Annotated in this window: 22 protein-coding genes; 14 read left to right on the top strand and 8 right to left on the bottom strand. The window is 67.0% G+C overall.

All coding sequences use genetic code 11. From position 1 onward, the window contains the following. The first annotated feature begins 32 nt into the window (after nt 1-32). The 7 genes from ACFWF1_RS02760 to ACFWF1_RS02730 all read left to right on the top strand — a co-directional run bounded on the left by ACFWF1_RS02760 (nt 33) and on the right by ACFWF1_RS02730 (nt 7,894). The gene (locus tag ACFWF1_RS02760) at nt 33-599 is read left to right on the top strand and encodes a dihydrofolate reductase family protein (protein WP_379283224.1); all 567 of its coding nucleotides are present in this window, start codon (nt 33-35) and stop codon (nt 597-599) included. A 92-nt stretch (nt 600-691) separates the two neighbouring features. Continuing rightward, nucleotides 692-1,303 carry a type II toxin-antitoxin system Phd/YefM family antitoxin gene (locus tag ACFWF1_RS02755; protein ID WP_379283225.1) on the top strand — a complete coding sequence of 204 codons (612 nt, stop codon included), beginning with the start codon at nt 692-694 and terminating at the stop codon, nt 1,301-1,303. A gap of 4 nt (nt 1,304-1,307) precedes the next feature. Next, entirely contained in the window at nt 1,308-1,577 is a 270-nt protein-coding gene (locus ACFWF1_RS02750; RefSeq protein ID WP_379283226.1) for a Txe/YoeB family addiction module toxin, read from the top strand. Between the two features lie 216 nt (nt 1,578-1,793). Beyond that, the gene (locus tag ACFWF1_RS02745) at nt 1,794-2,741 is read left to right on the top strand and encodes a type IV toxin-antitoxin system AbiEi family antitoxin domain-containing protein (RefSeq protein ID WP_379283227.1); all 948 of its coding nucleotides are present in this window, start codon (nt 1,794-1,796) and stop codon (nt 2,739-2,741) included. 110 nt (nt 2,742-2,851) lie between these two features. Further along, entirely contained in the window at nt 2,852-3,661 is an 810-nt protein-coding gene (locus tag ACFWF1_RS02740; protein ID WP_379283228.1) for a nucleotidyl transferase AbiEii/AbiGii toxin family protein, read from the top strand. Nucleotides 3,662-3,825: 164 nt separating this feature from the next. Further along, a complete protein-coding gene (gene lon / locus ACFWF1_RS02735; RefSeq protein ID WP_379283418.1) occupies nt 3,826-6,180 on the top strand; it encodes an endopeptidase La in 2,355 nt (784 codons plus the stop codon). A gap of 94 nt (nt 6,181-6,274) precedes the next feature. Beyond that, the gene (locus ACFWF1_RS02730) at nt 6,275-7,894 is read left to right on the top strand and encodes an FAD-dependent monooxygenase (RefSeq protein ID WP_379283229.1); all 1,620 of its coding nucleotides are present in this window, start codon (nt 6,275-6,277) and stop codon (nt 7,892-7,894) included. Nucleotides 7,895-7,981: 87 nt separating this feature from the next. On the opposite strand, the gene ACFWF1_RS02725 is transcribed toward ACFWF1_RS02730, so the two are convergent. Next, nucleotides 7,982-8,578, bottom strand: a complete 597-nt coding sequence (locus tag ACFWF1_RS02725) for a DUF1707 domain-containing protein (protein ID WP_379283230.1) — start codon at nt 8,576-8,578, stop codon at nt 7,982-7,984. 114 nt (nt 8,579-8,692) lie between these two features. Between ACFWF1_RS02725 and ACFWF1_RS02720 the strand changes: the two genes are divergently transcribed. Further along, nucleotides 8,693-9,763 (top strand): DNA polymerase IV, encoded by a 1,071-nt coding sequence (locus ACFWF1_RS02720; protein WP_379283231.1) that lies wholly within the window; start codon nt 8,693-8,695, stop codon nt 9,761-9,763. Between the two features lie 6 nt (nt 9,764-9,769). Here the strand turns inward: ACFWF1_RS02720 and ACFWF1_RS02715 are convergent, their stop codons facing one another. After that, complete coding sequence (locus ACFWF1_RS02715) at nt 9,770-10,339, bottom strand: TetR/AcrR family transcriptional regulator (protein WP_379283233.1); 570 nt, start codon at nt 10,337-10,339, stop codon at nt 9,770-9,772. A 127-nt stretch (nt 10,340-10,466) separates the two neighbouring features. Here ACFWF1_RS02715 and ACFWF1_RS02710 point away from each other — a divergent pair, with 127 nt between their 5' ends. Together ACFWF1_RS02710 and ACFWF1_RS02705 are read left to right on the top strand one after the other, a co-directional pair. After that, nucleotides 10,467-11,408 carry an alpha/beta fold hydrolase gene (locus tag ACFWF1_RS02710; RefSeq protein WP_379283235.1) on the top strand — a complete coding sequence of 314 codons (942 nt, stop codon included), beginning with the start codon at nt 10,467-10,469 and terminating at the stop codon, nt 11,406-11,408. Between the two features lie 73 nt (nt 11,409-11,481). Continuing rightward, entirely contained in the window at nt 11,482-12,477 is a 996-nt protein-coding gene (locus ACFWF1_RS02705) for an oxidoreductase (protein ID WP_379283236.1), read from the top strand. Nucleotides 12,478-12,549: 72 nt separating this feature from the next. Here the strand turns inward: ACFWF1_RS02705 and ACFWF1_RS02700 are convergent, their stop codons facing one another. Beyond that, nucleotides 12,550-14,058, bottom strand: a complete 1,509-nt coding sequence (locus tag ACFWF1_RS02700) for a DHA2 family efflux MFS transporter permease subunit (protein WP_379283237.1) — start codon at nt 14,056-14,058, stop codon at nt 12,550-12,552. Nucleotides 14,059-14,184: 126 nt separating this feature from the next. Here ACFWF1_RS02700 and ACFWF1_RS02695 point away from each other — a divergent pair, with 126 nt between their 5' ends. Next, on the top strand, nt 14,185-14,916 hold the full coding sequence (locus ACFWF1_RS02695) for a TetR/AcrR family transcriptional regulator (RefSeq protein WP_379283238.1): 732 nt from the start codon (nt 14,185-14,187) through the stop codon (nt 14,914-14,916). A 12-nt stretch (nt 14,917-14,928) separates the two neighbouring features. Here ACFWF1_RS02695 and ACFWF1_RS02690 read toward each other — a convergent pair whose 3' ends face one another. Together ACFWF1_RS02690 and ACFWF1_RS02685 are read right to left on the bottom strand one after the other, a co-directional pair. Further along, the gene (locus ACFWF1_RS02690; protein WP_379283239.1) at nt 14,929-15,876 is read right to left on the bottom strand and encodes a DNA-3-methyladenine glycosylase family protein; all 948 of its coding nucleotides are present in this window, start codon (nt 15,874-15,876) and stop codon (nt 14,929-14,931) included. A gap of 364 nt (nt 15,877-16,240) precedes the next feature. Then, entirely contained in the window at nt 16,241-19,081 is a 2,841-nt protein-coding gene (locus tag ACFWF1_RS02685; RefSeq protein ID WP_379283240.1) for an FAD-binding and (Fe-S)-binding domain-containing protein, read from the bottom strand. A 140-nt stretch (nt 19,082-19,221) separates the two neighbouring features. Between ACFWF1_RS02685 and ACFWF1_RS02680 the strand changes: the two genes are divergently transcribed. After that, complete coding sequence (locus tag ACFWF1_RS02680) at nt 19,222-21,102, top strand: ABC transporter ATP-binding protein (protein WP_379283241.1); 1,881 nt, start codon at nt 19,222-19,224, stop codon at nt 21,100-21,102. Between the two features lie 307 nt (nt 21,103-21,409). Continuing rightward, nucleotides 21,410-22,618, top strand: coding sequence for an NAD(P)/FAD-dependent oxidoreductase (locus ACFWF1_RS02675; protein ID WP_379283242.1), 1,209 nt, complete (start codon nt 21,410-21,412; stop codon nt 22,616-22,618). 112 nt (nt 22,619-22,730) lie between these two features. Here ACFWF1_RS02675 and ACFWF1_RS02670 read toward each other — a convergent pair whose 3' ends face one another. The 3 genes from ACFWF1_RS02670 to ACFWF1_RS02660 all read right to left on the bottom strand — a co-directional run bounded on the left by ACFWF1_RS02670 (nt 22,731) and on the right by ACFWF1_RS02660 (nt 24,851). Beyond that, nucleotides 22,731-24,224: an alpha/beta fold hydrolase gene (locus tag ACFWF1_RS02670; protein WP_379283243.1), complete on the bottom strand. Its 1,494-nt coding sequence runs from the start codon at nt 24,222-24,224 to the stop codon at nt 22,731-22,733. 100 nt (nt 24,225-24,324) lie between these two features. After that, nucleotides 24,325-24,531, bottom strand: coding sequence for a hypothetical protein (locus ACFWF1_RS02665; protein ID WP_357380194.1), 207 nt, complete (start codon nt 24,529-24,531; stop codon nt 24,325-24,327). After that, nucleotides 24,531-24,851: a hypothetical protein gene (locus tag ACFWF1_RS02660; protein ID WP_379283245.1), complete on the bottom strand. Its 321-nt coding sequence runs from the start codon at nt 24,849-24,851 to the stop codon at nt 24,531-24,533. The genes ACFWF1_RS02665 and ACFWF1_RS02660 overlap by 1 nt, the downstream gene beginning before the upstream one ends. A 357-nt stretch (nt 24,852-25,208) precedes the next feature. Here ACFWF1_RS02660 and ACFWF1_RS02655 point away from each other — a divergent pair, with 357 nt between their 5' ends. Then, a complete protein-coding gene (locus ACFWF1_RS02655) occupies nt 25,209-26,108 on the top strand; it encodes a helix-turn-helix domain-containing protein (protein WP_379283246.1) in 900 nt (299 codons plus the stop codon). Nucleotides 26,109-26,111 lie beyond the last annotated feature (3 nt).

Raw genomic sequence — 26,111 nt, 5'->3', positions numbered from 1 at the left:
GGCCCCAAGCCGCCCTTAGAAAAGGAAACCCGATGCGCAAGCTCAAGCTCCAGGTCCAAACCACCATCGACGGCTACATGTCCGGCCCGAACGGCGAAATGGACTGGATGACCTTCCCCTGGACCCCCGACGTAGCCACCTACATCGCCACCCTCATGTCCTCCGTCGACACCATCCTCCTCGGCCGCAACCTCGCCGAAGGTTTCATCCCCACCTGGTCCACCCGCACCGAAGCCGACGGCGAAGACCAGGCCACCATCGACTGGATGAACAACACCCCCAAAATCGTCATCTCCAACACCCTCACCGAGTCCCCCTGGGACAACACCACAGTCGCAGGCGGCGACCTCACCAAACTCATCACCGACCTCAAGAACCAACCCGGCGGCGACCTCATCGTCTACGGCGGCGGCACCCTCGTCTCCACCCTCATCGCCGCCCACCTAATCGACGAACTCCACCTCTTCACCAACCCCACCGCCATCGGCACCGGCCTCCCCGTCTTCGCCCCCGGCGCCTACACCCCCCTCACCACAGTCGCCGCCACCCCCTTCGCCTGCGGCATCACCGCCCTCCACTACGCCCCAAAAACCTCCTGAGCTGCATGTACGCTCGCTTCTGAGGTTGTACGACATGTTGTACGAATTAAGGCGTACGATATGTTGTACGACTTCTAAAGGGGTGATTGCCGATGTCGGCGCTACCGATCTCGACCGTTCGTCAGGACCTATTCGGAATGGTGAAGAAGGTCAACGACGACCACGATCAGGTGACGGTCGTCACGAAGACCGGCGAGAACGCCGTGTTGGTGGCCGAGTCCGATTGGAACTCGATCATGGAGACGTTGTACGTGCTCCAAACCCACGGAGGCGCGCAATTGCTGGCTTCTGCCGAGGACGCTCGTGCAGGACGCACGGAAGCTCATGCCCTGATCGACCCGGACGACGAGACGTCGACAGAGCCGCCGACTCGCACCTTCACGCTCCGGCGCGGTGACGTGGTCTGGGCGATCGAGCCTAAGTTCTACAACGAATCTGCCACCGATGACGACGCTCCGGACAAGCTTCTTGTCGAGGGCGCGAAGCGATACGCGGTTGCGCCGGGTGCGGCGCTGTGGGCGATCGCGGAGAAGATCTATGCCGACGACGCCGGAGCAACCAACTCCGCAGATCGCTTCAAGCGCTTCATGGATGAGTTGCAGTCTCGTGTAGCTGAGAACAACCTCGTGTCGTTGTTGACCGACGAGCCGGACGACACGACCGGGATGGACCAGCGTGTTCGTCCGCGCCGACGGAAGGCGTGATGTCGTGCCTGATCGAAAGTTGACGTTCACCGCCCAGGGGTGGTGTAGCTATTCATCCTGGCTGCCGCGGGATCGTGCGGTACTGAAGGCGGCGAACAAGACGATCAACGCCGTACTTGCAGATCCGTTCGCTGGAATTGGCAAGCCCGAGCCGCTGAGATATGAGCTTGCCGGGCACTGGTCGCGACGGATCAGCCACGAGCACCGGTTGATCTACTACGTCACCGATACCGAGGTTGTGGTCGTGCAGGTGGGAAGCCGCTACGACGACTAGTTCGCGCGATTCGCGTCGACTTCTTCGCCCACAGCGAACGTGGGGAAGTACGGCCCTGAGTGGCCCTCCCCAGACCTCAATCGGTCAAGCACAGCGAGCTAATTGTCACAAGACCGACCTGCCAGCTTGAGGGTTGCGCCCCGGAACATCCTTGATGGACGTCAAAAGTTACAACCAGTGCCTCACTATCGCGGCACAAAATGTTATTTTTGATGCATGCGTAGTGATGAACGACTTCTAGGACTCGCTGAGCTGGCTGAGTCTCAATGGGGGCTGTTCACCACCGCGCAGGCAGGTGCTGCCGGCATCAACCCGCAGCGGGTCAAGCGCCTTGCTGACAGTGCCCTGATCGTCCGCCTCAGGCAAGGGGTCTACCGCCTTGCCGGGTTGCCGGAGGCTCCGGAGGAGTCGATCCGGGCCGAATGGCTCGCGCTGGAGCCGAAACGATTGGCCGGTGATCGCGTGGGTGATCCGGTACCGATGGGTGTCGTGTCGCATCGGTCGGCTGCCCGACTGCTCGAGTTAGGCGACCTCGATGCCGACTTCCACGAGTTCATCGTTCCTCGTCGGCGCAGCACCCGTAGTCCCGATGTGCGGTTTCATATCGAAACGCTGGGTCGCGAGGATTGGGAGTTGTCGGCAGGGCTGCCGGTCACCCGACCTTTGCGCACAGTTGTCGATCTCGCTGCGGCTCACATCGATGGTGGACATCTCGCCGCCATCGCCCGTGACGCCATCTATGCCGGCGGCACGACCATCAGCGAGTTGGCTATCGCGCTGCGGCCCTACGCTCACCACTACGGAGCCGCCATCGGCGCGGGAACCGCATTGGTCGAGTTGTTCATCGCACAGGCCGGCGTTCCACGATCCGCGCTCGACCTGGCCTGGGCCGCGCGACATCGCAGGAACACGGCGGCACACGGTTCTGACTTGCGGACGCCGAGCTCGGCCGATTCGATGATCGACCACCCCTGGGCACCGAGTAGCCCCGAAGTCCGCACCAGATTGCGCGATTTCGATCAGACGCTCGAGAAAATCAACGCGACGCTCGGTAGCCCTGAATTTCAGTCCAAGCTCCAGGCCATGGAGCGGGCGCTGGAAATGATCAACGGCGAATCCGAACCATCAGCCGACGACAGCCAACAGGCCGGTGAAGAACTGTGACCCCGACATACAAGAGCGGCTCTGCCTTCAAGAACGCGCTCAACCAGCGGATCAAGAAACAGGCTCGAGTGCTCGGTCGGCCGTCGGAGCAGCTGCTACGAGAGTTTTTCATGCAGCGCTTCCTCGGCCGCGTATTCATCGATCCGGCCGCGCCGTGGATCCTGAAGGGCGGTGGTGGTCTGCTGGTCCGTTTGCCTGGTGCTCGGCAGAGTCGCGATATCGATCTACTCCATCTAGATGCCGGTCTTGACCGTGCGGTCGATGAACTCCGCCAGCTCGGAACGGCGGTCTCGACGATGGACCCGTTCGTCTTCCAGATCGAGATCAAAGGCCGCGACTTCCTGGGAGCCACCGAAGGTATGAAGCTGAAGGCCACCCCTTATATGGGTGTGACCAAGCTGCAGGCGTTTCCTGTCGACCTTGCGGTACATCGTGAACTCGTCGGTGACATCGACCGCATCACACCGACCCCGGTTGTCGAGATCGATGATGTTGCCGCTCTTCCGGAATTTTCTTGTTATCCCTTGGCGGATCAGATCGCCGACAAGGTCGCCGCGATGTATGAACGCCATGGGCCCGAGGGGCACACCCCGTCCACTCGATGGCGTGACCTGGTAGATCTGCTGCTTATTACCCGAGAGTTCGCGTTCGACGCCGGCCAGACCATCGCGGCACTGGAGATTCAGTGTGTGCGGAGGATGTTTCTGGAGCTGCCGGGCGAGGTTCGATCCCCAGGACCGGAATGGGTCGCCGGGTACGGCGAACTGGCTCGCACCACCACTTTGCCCACTGAGCTGAGTCGACTCGACGCTGCCCTGGAATGCCTCGGCGAGTGCTTGAACTCGCTGCTCGATGGCACCATCACCGCAGGTACGTGGAATCCGAGCAGCCGGAAGTGGGATCAGCGCCGTCAGTTCTGATGTTCGACTTCTTCGCCCACAGCGAACGTGGGGAGGTATTCGGAACAAAGGGGGAAGGGGCGGGGTTGAGTTGGTATCGCTCAACTTTTGGAAGGGTCGAACACGTGACTACACCACAGAACCTGCCGGTGCTGTTCCTGACCGATCCGATCGTGCTGCCGGGCATGGTCGTGCCCATCGAACTGGACGAATCGGCGCAGGCTGCCATCGATGCCGCGCGCGCGGCCAAGACCGACGCGGTGCTGCTGGCGCCGCGGCTCACCGAGGGCTACGCCTCCTACGGTGTGGTCGCCACTATCGAACAGGTCGGCCGGATGCGCGGTGGCGCACCGGCGGCCGTGCTGAAGGCGGAACGGCGCGCGAAGATCGGGCACGGGGTGACCGGGCCGGGTGCCGCGCTGTGGGTCGAGGCCGAGCCGGTCGAGATCCCCGCGCCGGACGGCCGGACGAAAGAGCTTGCCGCCGAATACAAGAAGCTGGTCGTCTCGGTCCTGCAGCGCCGTGAGGCCTGGCAGATCATCGACGCGGTCAATCAGCTGACCGATCCGTCGGCGATCGCCGACACCGCGGGCTACGCGCCGTACCTGACCGACGATCAGAAGCGTGAACTGCTGCAAACCCCCGACGTCACCCAGCGGTTGAACACGCTGATCGAATGGACCAAGGACCATATCGCCGAGGCCGAGGTCACCGAGAAGATCAGTGACGACGTCCGCGAGGGTCTGGAGAAGAGCCAGCGCGAGTTCCTGCTGCGCCAGCAGCTCAACGCGATCCGCAAGGAACTCGGCGAGGGCGAGCCCGACGGCGCCGACGACTACCGCACCAGGGTCGAGCAGGCCGACCTGCCGGACAACGTCCGCGAAGAGGCGCTGCGCGAGGTCGGCAGGCTGGAGCGGTCCAGCGATCAGAGCCCGGAGACCGGTTGGATCCGGACCTGGCTGGACACCGTGCTCGAGCTGCCGTGGACGGTGAAAACCACTGACAGCACCGATGTTTCGGCCGCTCGCGCGGTGCTCGACGCCGATCACCACGGCCTGGACGAGGTCAAGGACCGGATGGTCGAGTACCTGGCGGTGCGTTCCCGGCGAGCCTCGCGTGGGCTCGACGTCGTCGGCGGCCGCGGCTCCGGGGCGGTGCTCGCGCTGGTCGGCCCGCCCGGTGTCGGCAAGACCTCGCTCGGCGAATCGGTGGCCCGCGCCATGGGCCGCAAGTTCGTCCGCGTCGCCCTGGGTGGCGTGCGCGACGAGGCCGAGATCCGTGGCCACCGGCGCACCTACGTCGGCGCGCTGCCCGGCCGGATCGTCCGCGCCATCAAGGAGGCGGGTTCGATGAATCCCGTTGTCCTGCTGGACGAGATCGACAAGGTCGGCTCGGATTTCCGTGGCGACCCGGCGGCCGCGCTGCTGGAGGTGCTGGACCCGGCGCAGAACCACACGTTCCGCGATCACTACCTGGATCTGGACCTGGACCTGTCCGACGTGCTGTTCATCGCGACCGCCAACGTCATGGACACCATCCCCGGCCCGCTGCTGGACCGGATGGAGCTGATCACCGTCGACGGCTACACCGAGGACGACAAGGTCGGCATCGCCCGCGACTTCCTGGTGCCGAGGCAGCTGGAGCGCAACGCGCTGACCACCGACGAGGTGACCGTCACCGACGAGGCGCTGCGCGAGATCGCCGCCAACTACACCCGGGAAGCCGGGGTGCGGCAGATGGAGCGCCTGATCGCGAAGGCGTTGCGTAAGGCCGCGACTCGGCTGTCCGAGGACGGACCGGGTTCGACCCCAGCCGATCTCGGCTACGAATCCGAGCTGGGTTACGACTCATTGCTGAAGTCCGGCCCGCAGCATTCGCTGACGATCGACGTGGGTGATCTGAAGGAGTACCTGGGCCGCCCACGCTTCACCCCCGACTCGGTGGAACGCACCGCGGTCCCGGGTGTGGCGACCGGCCTCGCGGTCACCGGCCTCGGCGGCGATGTCCTCTACATCGAGGCCAACGCCGCGGAGGGTGAGCGCTCGCTGACCCTGACCGGTCAGCTCGGCGACGTGATGAAGGAGTCCGCGCAGATCGCATTGACCTACGTGCGCTCGCACCTGGAGGAGATCGGCATCGAACCGTCGGTGCTGGATCGCAATATCCACGTGCACTTCCCGGCGGGCGCGGTCCCCAAGGACGGGCCGTCGGCGGGTGTCACCATGGTCACCGCGCTGGTGTCGCTGGCACTGGGCAGGCAGGTGCGCGCCGATGTCGGCATGACCGGCGAGGTCACGCTGAACGGGCGGGTGCTGCCGATCGGCGGTGTCAAGCAGAAGCTGCTCGCCGCTCAGCGGGCCGGCCTGAAGACGGTGTTCATCCCGGCCCGCAACGAGCCGGACCTGGACGACGTCCCGGCCGAAGTGCTTGCCGCACTGGAGGTTCGCCCCGTCGCCGACGTGGCCGACATCCTGGCCTACGCCATCGAGCCGGTCGCCGAGCCCGCGCTGGACGGACGGGCCTTCGCGGCCACCGCCTGACGTGCGGGAAAGGGCCGGGCACCTCGGGTGCCCGGCCTTTCTCGTGTAATCGGCATGCAAGGGCGGTGCAAGCGGACGGGCACAACATCGGTGCATGACTTCGACGGAGCAAGTACCCGTTCTCATCGTCGGCGGTGGTCTGGTCGGACTGTCCGCCGCGCTCTTCCTCGAATATCACGCGGTGCCCTTCGTGCTCGTCGAGAAGCGGACCGGTGTGTCGGTGCTGCCACGCTCGCGCGGCGTGCACACCCGGACCGTCGAGCTGTTCCGGCAGCTCGGCGTCGAGGATCGGGTCCAGCGGGCCGCCGCGTCCGCGTTGCGGGCGGGCCGGTTCGGCGGCGCGAGCCGGGGCGCCACGCTGCTGACCGCCGAGCAGCTCGAGCTGGCCAATTTCATGAAGAGCCTGCAGAACCCGGAGCCGAGTCCGTCCAGCTTCTGTTTTCTGCCGCAGGTTCAGCTGGAGCCGCTGCTCACCGAGGTGGCCCGCCAGCGCGGCGGTGACCTGCGTTTCGGGGTGGAGCTGAGCGACTTCGAGGCCACCGACGGCGGTGTCACCGCCACGCTGCGGGATCAGACCGGCGCTACCTCGACCGTCCAGGCCGACTACCTCATCGCCGCCGACGGCGCGGGCAGCCCGATCCGGCGAGCGCTCGGCATCACCGCCTGGGAGCTGCCGCCGACGCACCATTACCTCAACCTTTTCGTGCGGACCGACCTCGCCGAGGTACTGAACGGTCGCACGTTCAGCCAGTGCGAGATCGTCAACGACGAGGTGCGTGGACTGGTGCTGGCGAAGAACAAAAACCCCGAGTGGTCGTTCCACCTCGAATACGATGCCGCGCGTACGGATCTCGCCGACTATCCGGCAGAGCGTTGTGCCGAGCTGGTTCGTGCCGCGATCGGCGTTCCCGGCATCGAGGTCGAGGTGCTGGCGAAAACCGCATGGGACACCGGTGTTTTCGTCGCGGACGAGTACCGCCGCGGCCGGGTCTTCCTGGTCGGCGACGCCGCACACCGGCACGCGCCGTGGGGCGGTTACGGCGCCAACACCGGAATCGCGGACGCGCACAACCTGATCTGGAAACTGGCGGGGGTATTGTCCGGCACGGCAGCGCCCGCACTGCTCGACAGCTACCAGCCCGAGCGTCGCCCGCGCGCACTGATCGCGGCCGAGCAAGCTCGGCTCGGCACCGACTTCGCCACCCGCTACGGCATCGAAACCCCGGACAACGCAGCCGATCTCGCCAGTCAGCTGAGCACCAACACGGTGATGTCCCGGTACCGGTACACCTCGGCCGCCGTCCTGGGCGGCACCGGCGAGACGCCGCACGTCGACCAGCTGACCGGCCAGGTCGGTACCCGGGTGCCGCATCTGTGGATCGACGGGTCGCAGCGGATCTCGACGCTGGATCTGAACGGTCCCGGCTTCGCGCTGCTGGTCACCGGCACCTCGGCCGCGTGGCGCGATGCGGTCGGCGCAGCCCAGTGGGACACCGGAATCGACATCACGGTGCACGCGCTACCCGTCGCCGAATGGTTCGCGCGCACCGGCTTGCCCGAGGGCGGCGCGCTGCTCGTCCGGCCGGACGGGATCGTCGCCGCTCGCTCCGACGAAGAGCTGTACCCGAGCACACTCACTGCGGCGCTGTGCCGCATCGTCGGCGGGTTGCCCAGCGATGCAAGGTCTTTCGATGACGCAGCCGCCGGTGCCTGATCTGGGTGGTAATGCGGACGACCGGCACGGGCGACCGGTCAACCACCTGCGATCTCTCGGTCGCGCCGTCCGAGGGCGATCGGTGGGTCAGGCCGGGCGTGGCCGGCGGAGCAGCCAGGCCAGGAAGGACCGGCGCGGCGGCCGTGGGTACCGCACGCTGAGGGAACCGGAGCCGACCTTCCCATCGACCCGCAGCACCGGCGCACCGGGCAGCAGCGGCTCGGTCGCGCGGTTCGTGACGCTGCCGCTCTTTGTCCGCACCCGATCGACATCGACTCGCCACCCGCGCGGCACGATCAGCTTGATGCTGCCGGAGCCGGCGGTCGCGTGCAGCGCGATCTCGCTGTGTGCGCAGAGCGCCTCTGTGAAGTCGAGAGTGATACTGCCGGACCGACACTCGGCGATGAGCTCGGCCGGGACGATCCACTGCCCGCGCTTGTCCCGCGATCCACTGCCGGTGCGCAACTCGACCGGCTCGGTGGCCGTGGGCAGGTCCGCGGTGACCGCGACCAGTTCGGCGCTGGTCTGGGCCGAGTAGGCCCGGACGAGTCGCCGGTCCAGTTCCAGCACATCCAGGCGACCCTCGGTCACCGCGATGTGCAGCCTGCGTACCGCGACTTCCCGGTCGGTGTCCGCGACCCGAACCGCGGGCAGCGCGACAGGTTCGTCCTGCGCATCGGTCATCGGTCTGCTCCCCTTGTTCGTGCTCAGGGAAATCGTACGGCCATGATCCCGTTCGGCGCCGCCGTCGGACCGGTATTTCGGCTGCCTGTCACACAGGTGGGGTAAGACGGTCTTATGGCCAGATGGCTGTTGCATGTCGATCTCGATCAGTTCCAGGCGGCGGTGGAGTTCCGCCGCCACCCGGAGCTGCGCGGCCTGCCGGTCATCGTCGGCGGTAACGGCGACCCCACCGAGCCGCGCAAGGTGGTCACCTGCGCGTCCTACCCGGCACGGGCGTTCGGTGTGCGGGCCGGGATGGCGCTGCGCAGCGCCCAGCGCAAGTGTCCCGAGGGCGTGTTCCTGCCGTTGGACATGGCCAGCTACGAGGAGGCGTCCGACGAGGTCATGTCGCTGCTGCGCAGCTTCCCCGGCCGTGTCGAGGTGTGGGGCTGGGACGAGGCGTTCCTCGCCACCGACACCGCAGATCCGGAGGCGCTGGCCCACGAAATCCGCAGCGCCATCGAGCAATTGGAGCTTTCCTGCTCGATCGGCATCGGCGACAACAAGCTCACCGCCAAGCTCGCCACCGGCTTCGCCAAATCCACCGGCAAGTCGGCCGCCGGTCCGGCCACCGGCGCGGGTGCGGCCGCCGGAGTCTTCCGTCTCACCGCCGCGAACTGGACCGAGGTCATGGCGCACCGCCCGACAAATGCGTTGTGGGGCATCGGCACTCGAATCGCCACCCGCCTCGCCGACCTCGGCGTCAACACCGTCGCCGACCTGATGGCCGCCGACCGGTCCCGTCTCGCCGCCGAATTCGGCCCGAACACCGGCCCCTACCTGTGGGTCCTCGGCCACGGCAAAGGCGACACCGACGTCACCACCGAACCCCGGATCCCGGTGGGCCGCAGCAAATCCGAAACCTTCCCGCACGATCTCACCGACCCCGCCGAAATCCGCGCCCAGGTCGCCCGCCTGGCCACCGAGGTAGCCGAGGAAATGGCCGAGGCAGGCCGCATCGGCACCCGAGTCTCGGTCACCGTCCGCACCAACACCTTCTACACCCGCAGCAAACAAGAAAAACTGCCAACCCCCACCATCGACCCCACCCAAATCACCGAAACCGCCCTCCGCATAGTTGACCGCTTCCCCCTCGACCGCCCCGTCCGCCTCCTCGGCGTCCGCCTAGAACTCGTCCCGGAATAGACCGGGTCAATCCTTCGTCGAGATGGTGCGGACGAACCGGGTCAGCGCTTCGACCAGGCGGTCGGGATTACTCCCGGTGGCCAGCCGGCGCAACTGCATGCCCGTCAGCAAGGCGACACTCATTTCGGCGAAATCGGCGGCAGCCGGGACGCCCATCGCCTGCAGTACCGAGGTGGCGAGCCGATCGTAGGCCGCGAAGCACGCGTTGGCGGCCTCGTGCAATTCCGGTTCGCGTCCTGCCTGCAGGTACAGCTCGAACCATGCGGTGTGATCGACGCCGAAGCTGGTATCCGTCGCGATGCTGCCGAGCAGGGCACCCGCCTGCTCCAGGCCGATTTCGCCCGCTTGAAACCGGTCGGCGAGCTCGGTGAATCTGCGTGACTCCTCGGCGATGAAGGTCAGCAGGCCTGCCCGCAGCAGGTCGTCCTGGGTGTCGAAGTGATAGGTGATCGAGCCGAGCGAGAGCCCGGCCTCGGCGGCGATGCGGCGGTTGGTCAGCCCTGCCACGCCGACGGTTCCGATGATCCGCAGGGCGGCCATGACGATGCGTTCGCGGGTGTTTGCCGGGCCTGGCATGTGTTGGTCGGTCCCCTTGCTGATCGGGTGGCAGCCACTTACGGTGGTGTTGTTCGTTCGAACGAACAACACACTATCGCGTACGCCGCGACTAGGCGATGCGATCAGCGAGTGGGGGTTGATTGTCATGGCACATTCCAGCGGTTTCCAGCAGCTCCGATACCGGGAGCTGCCGGAATACCCGAGGCTGCCGCACCCGTATTTCGAGGCCGATCAGGTCGATGTGGCGATGGACTCGGTGCCGTTCGGCCGGATCCGTGTGCACTACCGGACGGTGGGGGACGGGCCGCCCCTGCTGCTCATTCATGGACTCATGACCGCCAGCTATTCGTGGCGGTATGTCCTGGCCGGGCTCGGTGAGCACTTTCGGGTGATCGCCGTCGACTTGCCCGGCGGCGGTCGCAGCGACGGGCCGGTCGACCGGAAGTACAGCGGCCCGGCGCTGGCGACCTGGATCGGCGAGTTCCAGCGCGCCCTCGGCATCGAAGGCTGTGCCGTGGTGGGCAATTCGCTCGGCGGATGTTTCGTGCTGCGCCGCGCCCTCGACGACCCGTCGTCCTTCGAGCGGGTGGTGCTGATCCATTCGCCGGTGCTGCCGGAGTTCCGGCACCGAGCGCTGCGCGCGGTGCTCGCGATACCCGGTGTGGCCGCCGGATTGGCGGCGTATGTCCGTCGTTCGCCGTTGCGCTGGGCGCACTACCGGACCCACTATTACGACGGAACCTTGAAGTCCTTGGAGGAGGCGCGGATCTACGGCGAGCCGCTGGCGCGCCGCGATCGTTCGCGAACCTTCGTGCGTTATCTGCAGGATGCGTTGCGCCCGAACGACCTTCGCAACACCGCAGACCGGCTACGCGGCCTGCGCGACGACAACCGCCCGTTCCCGATCCCGCTGATGATCATGTACGGCACGGCGCACGATCCGATCGTCTCGCCCAGCATGGGGCGAGCCCTGGAAGAGCTTGTCCCCTCGGCAAAGTCGGTCTGGCTCGACCAGGCGTCACACTTCGTCCACGTCGACCGGCCGGACGCCGTCACCCGAGAATTGATCGGCTTCCTCCGCGACTGAGCCACCCCGCACCCGCGCGGCGCCGACGACGGGAGCTGCGCGGGTGCGGCCCGGCGATCGTATGCTCGTCGGCATGGAGTTCTGGGCGATGGTGGCGCATGAATCGGATAGCGGGATCGTGCTGACCAAGCAGGAGGTCGGGGAGGAATTCCTCGGTGCTGGTGAGGTCACGATCAAGGTGCACTTCTCCAGCGCGAACTACAAGGACGGGTTGGCGATCACGCCCGGGGGTGGGGTGGTGCGCAAGTATCCGATCATTCCCGGCATCGACATCACCGGCGAGGTGGTTTCGTCGGAGGACGACGACTTCGCCCCGGGTGACCTGGTGGTGGCGCACGGCTACGACATCGGTGTCTCGCAGAATGGCGGGTTCGCCGAATACGCCAGGGTGCCCGCCGACTGGGTGGTGAAGCTGGACGGCTTGAGCCCCAGGGACGCCGCCGCGCTCGGCACCGCAGGCTTCACCGCGGGACTGAGCGTGCAGTCGCTGCTGGACCGGGGCATCACCCCGGAGACGGGCTCGGTGCTGGTCACCGGCGCGACCGGCGGCGTCGGCAGCGTGAGCATCGACATCCTGTCTGGGCTCGGCTTCGAGATCATCGCCTCGACCGGCAAAGCCGACGCGGGCGATCTGCTCAGCGAACTAGGCGCCAACGAGATCATCGGCCGCCTGCCCGAGGATCCCGACGCCAAGCCGCGCCCGCTGAACAAGGCCCGCTGGGCCGCCGCGGTGGACAGTGTCGGCGGCAAGTCGCTCGCCTACATCCTCAGCGCCATCGGCTACGGCGGCGCGGTCGCGGTCAGCGGCCTGACCGGCGGCTCCGGCCTGCCGACCACCGTGCTGCCGTTCATCCTGCGCGGCGTCGCGCTGCTCGGCATCGATTCGGTGTTCGTCCCGATCGAGAAGCGGCGCGAACTGTGGACCCGCCTCGCCAACGAGCTGCGCCCGCAACATCTTTCGTCGCTCACCCAGTTCGCGTCGATCACCGACGCGGCCGAGGTTTTGCATTCGATCCAGAACGGCACCCACACCGGGCGCACCGTCTTCAACGTCCTCGGCGAATTCTGAACGGACAGTACGAGATAGACACCGAAAGACCGGCTCGATCATCGAGCCGGTCTTTTGCTGTATTCGGTTGTCCTACTGGACGAGTGCCTCTTCGAGCACCTCCGCCGGAGCGGTCTTGTTGTTGCGCATGACGAACAGCGCGACAATCGCCCCCGCCAGGATTCCGGCACCGCCCGCGATGAAGCTGACCGACATGGCGGTGGTGAACGCTTCCCGCGCCGTGCCGAGGAGTTCGCTGTCGCCGGTGCGAGCGGCCAGCGCCAGCGCGTCGCCGATCGAATGCCGGGCCAGCTCTGGGGTCGAATCCGGCATGCTGCGGGTGAAGGTGCTGGACAGGATGCTGCCGAGCACCGCGATGCCGAGGGCGGCTCCCGCTTGCTGAATGGTGTCGTTCAGCGCGGACCCGACACCGGCCTGCTCCGGCGGCACCGCACCCATCAGCGCCGCGATGGCCGCAGGCTGCGCGAGGCCCGCACCGGCACCGAGTACCACCAGCGCAATGGACAGCACGCCGAATCCACTGTCCGCGGACAAACCGGCCAGCAGACCGAGCCCGACGGTCGAGACGAGCATGCCGGTGACGGCCAGCGTGCGGTTGCCGACCTTGCTGCCCAGACCGGCACCCAGCCCGTTGAACACGATGGAGGCGGCCATCATCGGAATGAACGCCAGCCCGGCCTTGGTCGGCGAGTAGCCGAGCACGAACTGTAGGTACTGGGTAAGTACCAGCAGCAGACCACCATTGGCGACCTGGACCAGCGTCAGCGACAGACTGCCACCGGCGAAGTCGCGGTTGCGGAACAGGTCCAGCGGCACCATCGGATGCTCGACGCGCTTCTCCCACACGATGAACGCGACCAGGCTTACGACGGCGATGGCCAGCGTGACGAGTGTGGACGCGTGATCGAAACCGCCCTTGGGGAATTCGATGATGGTCCAGACCAGCGCGACCATCCCGACCATGGACAGCACCGCACCGGGCACATCCGGCTTGGTCCACGGCCCCTTGGATTCCGGCATCAGCACCACCGCCGCGATGATGGCGACCGCCGTGACCGGAATGTTGATCAAAAACGCCGCGCCCCACCAGAAGTGCGCGATCAACGCACCACCGAGCACCGGACCGCCGACCAGACCGAGCACCGAGGCGGCACTCCAGAAGCTCATCGCCTTGCGCCGCTCCTCGTCGTCGAACACGGTGATCAGGATCGACAGCGTGCTCGGCAACACCAGCGCGCCACCGATGCCCATCACGGTGCGGGCCACGATCATCTCGATCGGGCTCGCGGCCAGCGTGGCCCCGAGCGAGGCGACGCCGAACAGGACGAGGCCGATCAGCATCACCCGCCGCCTGCCGAACCGGTCGGCGAGGCTGCCCGAGGTGAGCAGCAGGCCCGCGAAAACCAGGATGTAGGAGTCGAGGATCCACTGGATGTCCTGGGCGCTCGCGTTCAGATCCTCGGCCAGTGCCGGCACCGCGACCGCCAGCACGAAATTGTCGATGACCAGGACCAGCGTGCTGAGGCACAGCACGATCAGAATCCACCAGCGTCTCGGGTTGCGGGTCTCGATCGCGTCCATCGGTAACTCTCTTCTCACGGTGTTGCGTACGTCGTTCTGCTGTTGCGAACACTGTACGCAGACTTTCGAGACGTTCGCAAGTGCGAACATTGTGCGCTAAGCTGGTGGCAACGGAAGGGAGTCGACGTGGCCGTCGAAAAGCAGCAGGTCGGATCGGTGTGGACGCGTCCGCGCAAGGGCCGGGAACAGCCCGCGCTGACCAGGGAGCAGATCGTGGCCGAGGCGGTCGGCCTGCTGGATGCCGAGGGGTTGGAGGCGCTCACTATGCGCCAGCTCGGTGCCCGCCTGAATGCCGGCGCAACTTCGCTCTACCGGCACGTCGCCAACCGGGACGAGCTCATCGAGCTGGTCGTCGACGAGGTCTACGGCGAGATCCGCATGCCGGAGATCGCTGATGCCGCGGGCTGGCGCGACGCGGCGGCACACTTCGCCGCCGAGCTACGCGCGATGATCCTGCGTCATCCGTGGATCGCCTCGACTCTCGGCCAGGTCGGAATGTCCTATCTCGGTCCGAATGTGATGCGGATGAACGAGCGCATGGCCGTCATCTTCGGCGTGGGTGGCTTCCCCGCCGACGAGGTCGCCGACGCCATCACGGTGCTGCTCGGCTACGTCATCGGCGTCGGTGTTACCGAGGCTGCGTGGCTGAGTCTGCTCGTCCGCAGCGGCCAGACCGAGCCGGAGTTGCTCGCCAGCCTGCGGCCCGCGGCCGAACAGGCCGCCAAGGACTTCCCGCAATTGCAGGAGGGGATGCCGGAGGTGGGCTGGGACACCGATCCAGCGCAGACCCGCGACCGCCGGTTCGACTATGGGCTCGACCGAGTGCTGGACGGGCTGGAGCCCCGCCGGAACCCGTAACCGACGATCGCGTCAGTGCCAGGTGTGATCGGTGAGCGGCGTGCGCGGACCGAACTTCGGCTTGTGCGCCTGCCCGCTGACCTCCAGCAGCCGCACCGCTCGATAGCGGTGCGGCCGAAGCGGTTCCAGGTATTCGACCATCGTGTCGTCATCGATCGGGTGGCCGAGCAGGGTCCAGCCGACGATGGCCGCGAGATGAAAGTCGCCGACCGACAACGCATCCGCGTCGCCGAACGCGCGCTGCGCGGTCTCGGCGGCCGTCCACACGCCGACCCCCGCGATCGTTCGCAGCCTGCGGGCGGCCTCGGCCGGGTCGACGCCGGCGGCTCGCTCCAATGAGCTGGCCACCCTGGCAACCCGCACGATCGTCTGCGCCCGCTGCGGACCGACATTGGCCCGGTGGAACGCCCAGGACGGCACTCGGCGCCAGGTTTCGGCGTCGGGCGGCAACCGCAGGCCCTCCGGCGCCGGGCCGGGTGCGGGATCGCCGAACTGCCGCACCAGCTTTCGCCACGAGCTGCGGGCCGAGATGGTGTGCACCTTCTGCTCCAGCACCGCGGGAATCAGCGACTCGAGCACCAGCCCGGTGCGCAGCATCCGCAAACCGGGGAACCGCCGATGCGCCTCGACGATCTTGGGATGGTCCGGGACGAAGCCGTCCATGTCCTCGTCCAGGCACAGCATGTGGTCGAGTCCGTCGAGGAATTCCTCGGCGCCCGGACCCCAGGCGTGGCCCTGCACCGCGGATGGTCCTGACTGCGTCAATCGGTAGGTGACCGGGCCCGACGACATGCGTGAGGCGTGCCAGTGCGCGCCGTCGGCGGTCGTCTGGTGGCACGGATCGCCGGTGCCGCGACGCAGCGGCGCGATGGTGCACGCCAGGTCGATCGGGTGGTCGGACGTCACGGTCCTGGCCAGACCGGTCGGCTCACCTACCGGCTCGGCCATCGCGTTACGCATCGGACCATTCTGCCCGATGGCGCGGCCCGGAATACGCACCCGTCCACGCTCGGTCGAGAAACTATTCGCGCGCAACACAATTCGCCGCTATCCGATGCCGAATATGCATCATCGCAGGTACCCGGTATTTTGTAACGCTAAGAATGAACGTGGCGATATTGGTTTCGATCGGCAAACAGCTGGCAGTCGCCACATGGAGGTATCGAATGATCACCAACTTGCTCAACTGGTTGCTCGCCGCCTGGGGCGGCGTTTCCGCAGGCAGTTCGGGTTATCAGATTCCGCCGGGCACCCTGCCGTTCGGCAGCTGACCGGTCTCGCGCACTCGCCGCGACCGGCACATCCCGGCGAGGGCGCGAAAGTCTCACCGCTCCAACAGGAGTTGGGCCAGGTGGCGGCTTCGGCGGCCGGCCAATTGCGCGGCCTGGGTACGGCAGGAGAAGCCGTCCGCGAGGAAAGTCGACTCGCTGTCGGCGGTCCGTAACGCGGCTAGCAGGCCGTTCTCGGCCACCGCGACCGAAATGTCGTAATGGTCCCGCTGCATTCCGAAGTTTCCCGCGAGCCCGCAACAGCCGGTGATTTCAGTCACATTGATTCCCATTGTGGCTAATAGTTGGCGATCGGTCTCGAATCCGAGAATCGCATGGTGATGACAATGCGGCTGAACCAGCACGGTCCGGCCCGGCCATTGCGGCGGTCGCCAGTCCGATTGTTCGGCCAGGAACTCGGCGAGCGTGCGCACCGCGCGTGCGGTGGCCGCCGCGCGCGGGTCCTCCGGTAGCAGTTCGGGCAGATCCGACCGCAGCACCGCGGTACAGGACGGTTCCAGCCCGACCACGATGCCGCCGCCGCGCACATGCTCATCCAGCGCGTCCAGCGTGGCGCGCAGCCGCGCGCGGGCGCCGTCCAGTTGCCCGGTGCTGATCCAGGTGAGCCCGCAGCACACGCGTCGCGCGGGAATGCGCACCCGGTAACCGAGCGACTGCACCAATTGCGCCGCCGCCAGGGCTATCTCGGGATCGAAGGCGTCGGTGAAGGTGTCGACCCACAGCATCACTTCGGGCCGATCGGTATCGGCTTCCGCTGTGGCGATAGGACTTTCGGCCGCATCGAGTCCGGCCGCCGATACCGCGGGCGGGACAACTCCGCCGAGGTCACGCCACCCGCGGCGAAAGCTGCGCTCCGCCAATCGCGGTACCTCTCGGCGCGGGTCGATGCCCGCCGCGCGCAATCCGATCCGGCGCAGCACCGAGTTGTCCGCCAGCGCATTGGCGGCACGCGGCAGCCGGGTCGCCACGGTCAGCCAGCGCGGCAACCAGCCGAGCGAGTAGTGGTCGAGCGGCCGTGGACGGTGCCGGTATCGGCGGTACAACGCCTCGGCTTTATACGTGGCCACGTCGACGCCCGCCGGGCAGTCGGAGCGACATGCTTTGCAGGACAGGCACAGATCGAGCGATTCGGCGACCGCCTCGGACGACCACGGCAGCGCACCGCGGACCACCTCCTGCAATACCCTGGCCCGGCCGCGGGTGCTGTCCTTCTCGTCCTTGGTGGCGAGATACGACGGGCACATGAAACCGCCGGTCGCGCCGGTATCGGCGCGGCACTTGCCGACTCCGACGCAGCGATGCACCGCCGTACTCAGATCGCCGTGATCGTGTGGGAAGGCGAAGCCGCCCGAGGCGGGTACCAGTGGTAACCCGACCAGTCGCAGGTCGGCGTCGATCGGCCGGGGCGCGACGAGCACTCCGGGGTTCAACACATCGGCGGGATCGAAAAGGGCCTTGAATCCGGCGAATACGTCGAGCACCTGGCGGGAGTACATGACCGAGAGCAACTCCGAGCGAGCACGACCGTCGCCGTGCTCGCCGGACAGCGAACCGCCGTATCGCACCACCAGTTCGGCGGCGTCGAAGATGAACCGCCGAAAGCGTTGCGGCGCATCGGCGATCGGCAGGTCGAGCCGCACGTGGATGCAGCCGTCACCGATGTGCCCGTACAGCAATCCATCCACACCGTGCTCATGCGTCAGGTCGGCGAAATCGCGGAGATAGTCGCCGAGCCGCTCCGGCGGCACCGCCGCGTCCTCCCAGCCGGGCCAGGCAGGTTGTCCGTCCGGCGTGCGGCCGGCCAGGCCCGCACCGTCCGCGCGGATGTGCCAGAGTGCGGCTGCCGCAACGGGATCGGTGACGATGCGGGAGTCCAATGCGTCGACGGACCCGCGCAGTTGTTCGGCGATGGCCAGCGCCTCGGCGGGTGTATCGCCCGCGGTCTCCACGAACAGCCATCCGCCGCCGCGCGGCAGGTCGGGAACGGTGCCGCGATGGGCCCGGACCGTATCGACGAGCCGCGCGTCGATGCCCTCGACCGCGGTGGGCTTGCACGCCATCACCGCGGCGACGTTGTCCGCGGCGGTGGCGATATCGGGATAGCCGAGCACGGTCAGCACTGCGGCCTTCGGCAGTGCGACCAGCTCGACCGTCGCGTCGAGCAGCAGACCGCAGGTGCCCTCGGATCCGACGAACGCCTTCGCCACCGCCGAACCACGTTCGGGCAGTAGATGTTCGAGCCCATAGCCGGAGGCCTGACGTTCGAAGCGACCGAGTTCGGTGCGCAGCACCGCGAGCTGCGTGCCGGTGAACTCGGCCAGTCCCGGCAGCACCGACAGCTCGTTCGCGAGCGTCCGCTCGACGCCCGTGCCGTCGAGAATCCGCAGTTCCCGCACCGTGTCCGAGGTGCGTCCCCAGGCGACCGCGCGCGGGCCGCAGGCATTGTTGCCGATCATGCCGCCGAGCGTGCAGCGGTTCTGCGTGGACGGATCCGGCCCGAACCGCAGCTCGTGCGGTCGAGCCGCGCGCTGCAATTCCGACAGCACGACACCGGGCTGCACCCGCGCGATCCGGGCCTGCGGATCCACCTCCAGGATCCGATTCATATGCCTGCTGAAATCCAGCACCAGGCCGGGTCCGATGGCATTGCCCGCCACCGAGGTGCCGCCACCGCGCGCGGTGACCGACAGTCCGTGCTCCGTGGCGACCTCCAGCGCGATGGCCACGTCCTCGTCCGTCCGGGGAAAGACGACGGCCCGCGGCGGTACGCGATAATTGGAGGCGTCCGACGAATACTCCGCCCGCCGACGTTCGGAGGCGTCGACCTCACCGTCTAGCCTGCCGCCCAGCACCTCCACCAACCGGTCCTTGGTCACCTGGTCAGCCTAGGCGCGAGTACGGAAATTTCGCTGAGCGCGGAATCGGAACCTGACGGAAACGACTTGCTCTCAACCTTTGTTGAGGTCTTAGTGTCAGTGCCGAGGGCTTTGATGGGTGGGGAGCGAGAGGGAGACCAATGAGTATCGAATCGGTGGCTTGGAGCCAGATGTACCGGCGGGCCAACGCGCCGCAGGAGCAGCGGCAGTTCAGTCTGGCCACCGCGCGGCGCATTCTCCGCTTCGCCGCGCCACATCGGCGCCGGATCGGCGTGTTCCTGCTGTTCAGCGTCGTCTCGGCGCTGCTCGCGGTGGCCACGCCGGTGCTGGCGGGCCGGGTGGTCAACAACATCATCGGCGGTTCGGCGCCGCGGGTGGTGGTCACCCTCGCGCTGATCATCGCGGTTCTCGCCGTCTTCGACGCCGCGCTCGGGTTGGGCATCCGCTGGCTGTCCTCGCGCATCGGTGAGGGCCTGATCCTGGATCTGCGCACCGCCGTCTTCGATCACGTGCAGAAGATGCCGATCGCGTTTTTCACCAGGACCCGCACCGGCGCACTGGTCAGCAGGCTGAACAACGACGTGATCGGCGCCCAGCGCGCGTTCAGCGACACCCTCTCCGGCGTGGTCGCCAACCTGGTGACCCTCGCGCTCACCCTCGGCGTGATGCTCAGCATCTCCTGGCAGATCACCCTGATCGCACTGGTCCTGCTGCCGGTGTTCGTGCTGCCCGCCCGGCGCATGGGCAATCGGCTGGCCGATATGCAGCGCGAGGCCGCCAAGTTGAACGCCGCCATGAGCACCCAGATGACCGAGCGGTTCTCCGCGCCCGGCGCGACGCTGGTGAAACTCTTCGGTCGTCCGCAGCAGGAATCCGGCGAGTTCGAGGTGCGGGCGCGGCGGGTGCGCGACATCGGCGTGCGGACTTCGATGCTGCAGACCATTTTCGTCACCTCGCTCACCCTGGTGTCGGCGCTGGCGGTCGCCCTGGTCTACGGGCTCGGCGGCTGGTACGCGCTGCGCGGACAGTTGGACGCCGGTGCCGTCGTGGCCCTGTCGCTGCTGCTGACCAGGCTCTACACGCCACTGACCGCGCTGGCCAGCGCCCGGATGGAGGTCATGGCCGCGCTGGTGAGCTTCGAGCGGGTCTTCGAGGTGCTCGACCTGAAGCCGCTGATCGAGGACGCGCCGGACGCCGTGCGGGTGCCGGACGGCCCGGTCGCTGTCGAGCTGGACAACGTGACGTTCGGCTACCCGTCCGCCGACAAGGTGTCGCTGGCCTCGCTGGAGGACGTCGCGACCCTGGACACCCGCGGCGGCGTCGACGTACTGCACAGCGTGTCGCTGCGCGCCGAGCCCGGCCAGCTCATCGCGCTGGTCGGTTCGTCGGGCGCCGGTAAATCCACTGTCGCCCAGCTGGTTTCCCGGTTGTACGACGTGGACGGCGGCGCGGTCCGGCTGAACGGCACCGACGTGCGCGACCTGACCACCCAGTCGATCAGGGAGACGGTCGGGCTGGTCACCCAGGACGGGCACCTGTTCCATGACACCATCCGGGCCAACCTGCTGCTCGCCCGCCCGGAGGCGCAGGAGTCGGAACTGTGGGACGCGTTGCAGCGGGCCCGGTTACGCGACCTGGTCGACTCGCTGTCGGACGGCCTGGACACCGTGGTCGGCGAGCGCGGCTACCGCCTCTCCGGCGGTGAACGCCAGCGCCTCACCATCGCCCGCCTGCTGCTCAAGCAGCCGCGCGTGGTGATCCTGGACGAAGCCACCGCCTCGCTCGACTCCACCTCGGAAGCCGCGGTGCAGGAAGCACTCTCGGAGGCCCTGGCGGGCCGGACCGCCCTGGTGATCGCGCACCGCCTGTCCACCATCCGCGCCGCCGACCAGATCCTGGTGATGGAGGACGGCCGAATCATCGAGCGCGGCACACACACTGAGCTCTTGGCCGAAGAGGGCCGCTACGCCGAGCTGTACCGTACCCAGTTCGCCGACGAACCGGCGACGGCAGCCGCCTGACCAGGGCACGGCCCAATCGCTGAGTGCGGCAAAGACACTCAGCGATTGGGCCGCCGTGCGAAGGTGTTCCGCAGCTGGCTCGCAGGGCAGTAACCATCGCCATGTGATAAACCCGGTCTGGGATAACGGGTATTGGATTGATCGGGGCCATCGCTCTCGTGACGCGGCGATCGAAGTCATAAACCGTTCGGCACCACCGATTCCGACACACCGATAGGCAACATATCGAGGTGCGGCATCCACTGAGTAGCCGCGCGTATGTTCTTTCTGCGGTCGGAGAAAGCGCGCGACGAGCGAAAGGACGGTAATGGCGGTCCAGCAGCCGAAAACGGCCGATGTGGTGATTATCGGCGGCGGTATTGTCGGCGTATCGGCCGCCTTGCAATTGGCGAAACGGGGCATCCGCGACGTTGTCGTGGTCGAACGGGAACAGTTGGGCGCGGGCGCGACCGGGAAATCAGGTGCGCTCATTCGCTGCCATTACGCGAATGTCCCCGAGGCCCGCCTCGCCCACGAAAGCCTGCGCGTCTTCCGCTCCTGGGAGGACGAGGTCGGCGCGGGCTCGCCCGGCTTCGATCCGGTCGGCTTCCTGCGCCTGGTGGCACCAAGGGACGAACCACAGCTGCGCGCGAATGTCATGGCGCAGCAGGCGATCGGCATCGAAACGAGCGTCGTCACCGCCGATGAGCTGCGCGCGATCGAACCGCTGATCCGCACCGATGATCTGACCGTCGCGGCGTTCGAGCCCGGTTCGGGTGTCGCCGATCCCAACGGCGCGCTCTACGGTTTCGCCGCGGCCGCAAGGGAACTCGGCGTGACGATCCTGACCGAGACACCCGCGACGGAGATCGTGACGCGCGGCGACCGCGTCACCGGCGTTGTCACGTCGGCGGGACCGATCTCCACGGGGACCGCCGTGCTCGCCGCCGGTGCGTGGTCCGATCAACTGCTGCACCCGCTCGGTCTCGACTTCGGCCTGGTCCCGGTGCGCACCCAGGTGGTGATCTTCCGCTGGCCCGCCGCCGTCGACCACGAACGCAAGCATCGGGTCATCGTCGACTCGGCCCGCGGCTCCTGGTTCCGGCCGGAGGCGGGTGCCGCGACACTGGTCGGCGTCGGATCCGCGGCCCGCCCGACCGATCCGGACGAAGTCGACGAAACCATCGACGCTGCGGCGATCACCCGCGCCAGAGTTGCTATGGCGCACCGCTTCCCGGGCTTTGCCGCGGCGACAATGCGCGGTGGCTGGGCCGGTACCTATATGCGCAGCCCGGACGGCCATCCCATCATCGATCAGGTAGCGGCCGTCGCTGGTCTCTGGGTGATGACCGGAGACAGTGGCACCTCCTTCAAAACCGCTCCGGCGATCGGCATCTGCCTGGCCGAGTGGATCACCGACGGCGCCCCGAAGCTGGTCGATCTCACACCGTTCCGGTCGACCCGATTCGCCGACGGCCGACTATGGGTCGACGACAATCCGTACACCGATCCTGTCGATCTGACTGTTTCGCATTGACCGCCAAGGCAACTCGCCAAGGAATTACCCTTCGCGGTGGAATTCCGATATCCCGCTGTGGAGATAACCGAACGGACCGCTGTTCGTCGAATTGCGATACTGACGCTGCCTGCTACTGACTCGCTTGATCCGCATAGCAAGTCGTGTCCTCCGCAGGCAACGTCCCCGCACCGAAGTAGGTATTGATCGCACCGTTGACACAGGCACTGAGCCCCGGCCGAAATGTCATGTGAATCCGCACATCCTGCAATGTGACCAGCCGCGACCCGGACATGTCCTGATGCAGCCGAACCGCATGGCCGTACGGAGTCCGCGGATCGCCGGTCGAATTCAGGATGAGCGCGGGCACCGCGTTGCGCACCACGGTGGCCGGTTCGACCGGCCCCGCCCAGAACGCGCACGGCTGAATGTTGCTCGCCAACGCCCCGAACACCGGCTGCGTCGCCCGGGTCTCCTCGATGTTGCGCCAGTACCAGCCCGGATCTCGCGGCGCCCCAACGTCTCCGCAGGCGATCTGCGCCAACGTCGAATCCTCGCCGTCGCGCAGTGACTCGACAATCGCCTTGAGCCACGGCGTCCGCGCCTTCGCCGGCGGGCCGCCCACGGCATCGGCGATCTCCCGCACCACGTCGGCCAGCTTCTCGTTCAGCCGGAAGTTCATCAGCATCCCGTGCAGCAGGAACGGCAGCCAGTGATCGTCGACCGCGAAGCCGTCGAAGACGACCGGCTGCCGCGCGACGCTGCGCACCAGTCCCTCCACCGTGGCCCGTACCTGCTGTGGCGTCGCACCGAGGCGATAGGTGTCGTCCTTCGTCGCGGCCCAGGTCGCCCAGTCGTCCAGGGCGCGCTCGTTCGCCGGACCCCAATCCTGCACGAGCCCTTCCCAATACCGGTCCGGATCGATCGCGCTGTCCAGCACGATCCGCCCGCTGCGCTCGGGGAACATCTGCGTGAACACCGCGCCGAGGTAGGTACCGTAGGACAGCCCGAAGTAGTCGATCGTCTGCTCGCCGAGCACGCCGCGCACGACGTCCATGTCCCTGGCGGTATTGCGAGTGGTGAACTGCCGCATCATTTCCGGGTCATGGATCAGGCAGCCTGCCGCCATACCCACCGACTGCACGGTGTCGTGCACGAACCCGAGCGGATCCAGACCCGCCGAGCGGATCATCTCGCCGACCGGCCAGCCGCACCGCGGACTCCGCCCCGACTCCCCGACCCCGCGCGGATCCATCCCGATCAGGTCGTGCGTCGCCGTGACGTCCGGCGTCAGCACATCGCCGAGCAGATCGATACTGTCCAGTCCTTCGCCGCCGGGCCCGCCGGGGTTGGCCAGCAGAATCCCTTGGCGCCGAGCCGGATCGGTGGCCTTGACCCGGGAGATCGCCACGGTCATGGTCCGGCCGTCCAGCCGTCCGTAGTCGAGCGGCACCTGCACATCGGCACATTCGCCGCCGGCTTTGTCCAGATTCGAGATCTCGCAGGGATGCCACTGCAACTGCTGGCCATAGAACCGTTCCATGCCGCCGGGTCGCGTATCACCGGCTGGAGCCGCATTGCTGTATACCGGCACCGCGGCCAGCACCGAAACCGCAACCACTGCCACCGATCGCCGGAATACCCGAACCAACACCACACTCGCCTCTCGCACAAACTTGTCGCGCAGAGAACGGTAGTGGATCGGCTCCGTTTCGGTCAGGTCTGGCTCAGGACGGCAGCGCCCGCTCGTCCAGCACGCAGCGGCCCGCCTCGACCAGCGTCGCCCGCGCCCGCCGCCGCACCCGGCACCGGTCCACCGTGCAATCGAGGTGCAACTGCATCGCCGCATGGGCCTGGTCGATATTCAGCACGCCCGGATCGGTGCCGCAGGCCAGCATGGCCGCCACATGCATATTCAGATTGGTGAGCTGCATCAGGCGACTCCCGCCGGATGCGCGCCGACGCTCCAGCGCGGCCGGGCCGGGTGCGGACGTTCCTCCGGCCAGGAGGATTGCCGCACCGCCATGCCGACCGCCTCCAGCGCGGTCAGCCCGACCTCGTCGGCGAGGTCGCCGACCAGGTCGAGCAGCGCGGGCACCACCTCGGCAACCCGCAGCGCGGCCACGGCTTGCGCGCACGTCAGGGTGCGGCCGGGCAGGTAGGAAACCACCCAGCTCCCGTGCCCGACGCTGCGCGCGCGATGCGCGGTGAGATCGCTGGTCATCAAGGACGACGCAATGACATGTACAGCCATGACTCCTCGTTCCTGCGGGCGACTCGTGCTCCAGTGCCCGGAAGTGTCGAGGCGGCGACGCCGAGGATGGCGTTCGATCCGTCCGGGCATACTTCCAGCACACCATTGCCGGGGGTATGAAACAACGCCCGCGATGGATATCCAAAGATTTCGCGCGAATTCCCAGCACGAAAACCAGCCGGGAGGGGAGGATTCTCCATAGTGGACGAAAGAGCCCGCTGCCCAAGCGAAGTGACGGGGAACCGAGCTTGCTGGTTGCCCCCGGAAAGTCACGGGTGAGCAGCCGAACACAGAACGGAGCGTGCTGTGTCAGCGAGTTCGGCAAGAGCGTCAACGAGTTCGGAGCGACTGCCCGGGTTGGACAAACCGACCGGTATCGAGGGCGTCTCCTCCACCCTACCGCGCAGGCAGCTCGGCCGGTACCTGCGCGACTGGCGCACCCAGGCCGGCCTCACCATCGCCGAGGCCTCACGGCTGATGGAGTGGGGCGCAAGCACTTTGCAGCGCCTGGAGAAGGGGCAGGCCGATCGGATCCGCACCATCGACATCCAGGAACTGTGCCGCATCTACGGCATCCACGAGGACCTGGCCGACGGCCTCAAGGGCCTGGCCCAGCAGGCCGCGGTCAAGAGCTGGTGGCACGCCTACGGCGACCTGATCCCCGAAAACTTCGACGTCTACGTGGGTTTGGAGGCATCGGCCCAGCAACTGAGTTCCTACCAATCGGAACTGGTGCTCGGTCTGCTGCAGACGGCGGACTACGCCAGGACCCTGCATCGTCTCGGCTATCCGAACGATTCCGAGTCCGAATTGGAGCGACGCGTCCAACTGCGGTTGCAGCGGCAGGCGTTGATCACCAGGCGGGCCGCCCCCGCGAAGGTTGCCGTGGTGTTGCACGAATCGGTGCTGCGCCGCGTGGTCGGTGGCGTGAAAGTGATGGCGGCCCAGCTACGACACCTCGCGGACTTGAGCACCAGCGACAATGTCTCGGTGCGCATTCTGCCGTTCACGGCGGGCATTCCGCTCGGGGATCCCACCGGCCCGTTCACCGTGCTGGAGTTCGGCACCGACGGCAAGGGGCAGCCGGTCGAGCCGCCGGTGGTGTACGTGGAGGGATTCACCGGAGACCTGTATCTGGAAAGACCGGTCGATGTGCAGCGGTACCATCGGGCACACCAGAGCCTGCAGCACGCCGCGCTGGATATCCAGAGCAGCCGACAGCTGCTCCGGCAGGTGGCCAAAGAGTTCGCGGTGTGAGTA

The sequence above is a fragment of the Nocardia sp. NPDC060255 genome (assembly GCF_042727395.1).
Lineage (GTDB): Bacteria > Actinomycetota > Actinomycetes > Mycobacteriales > Mycobacteriaceae > Nocardia.
This window is presented reverse-complemented; position numbering and strand designations above follow the sequence as displayed.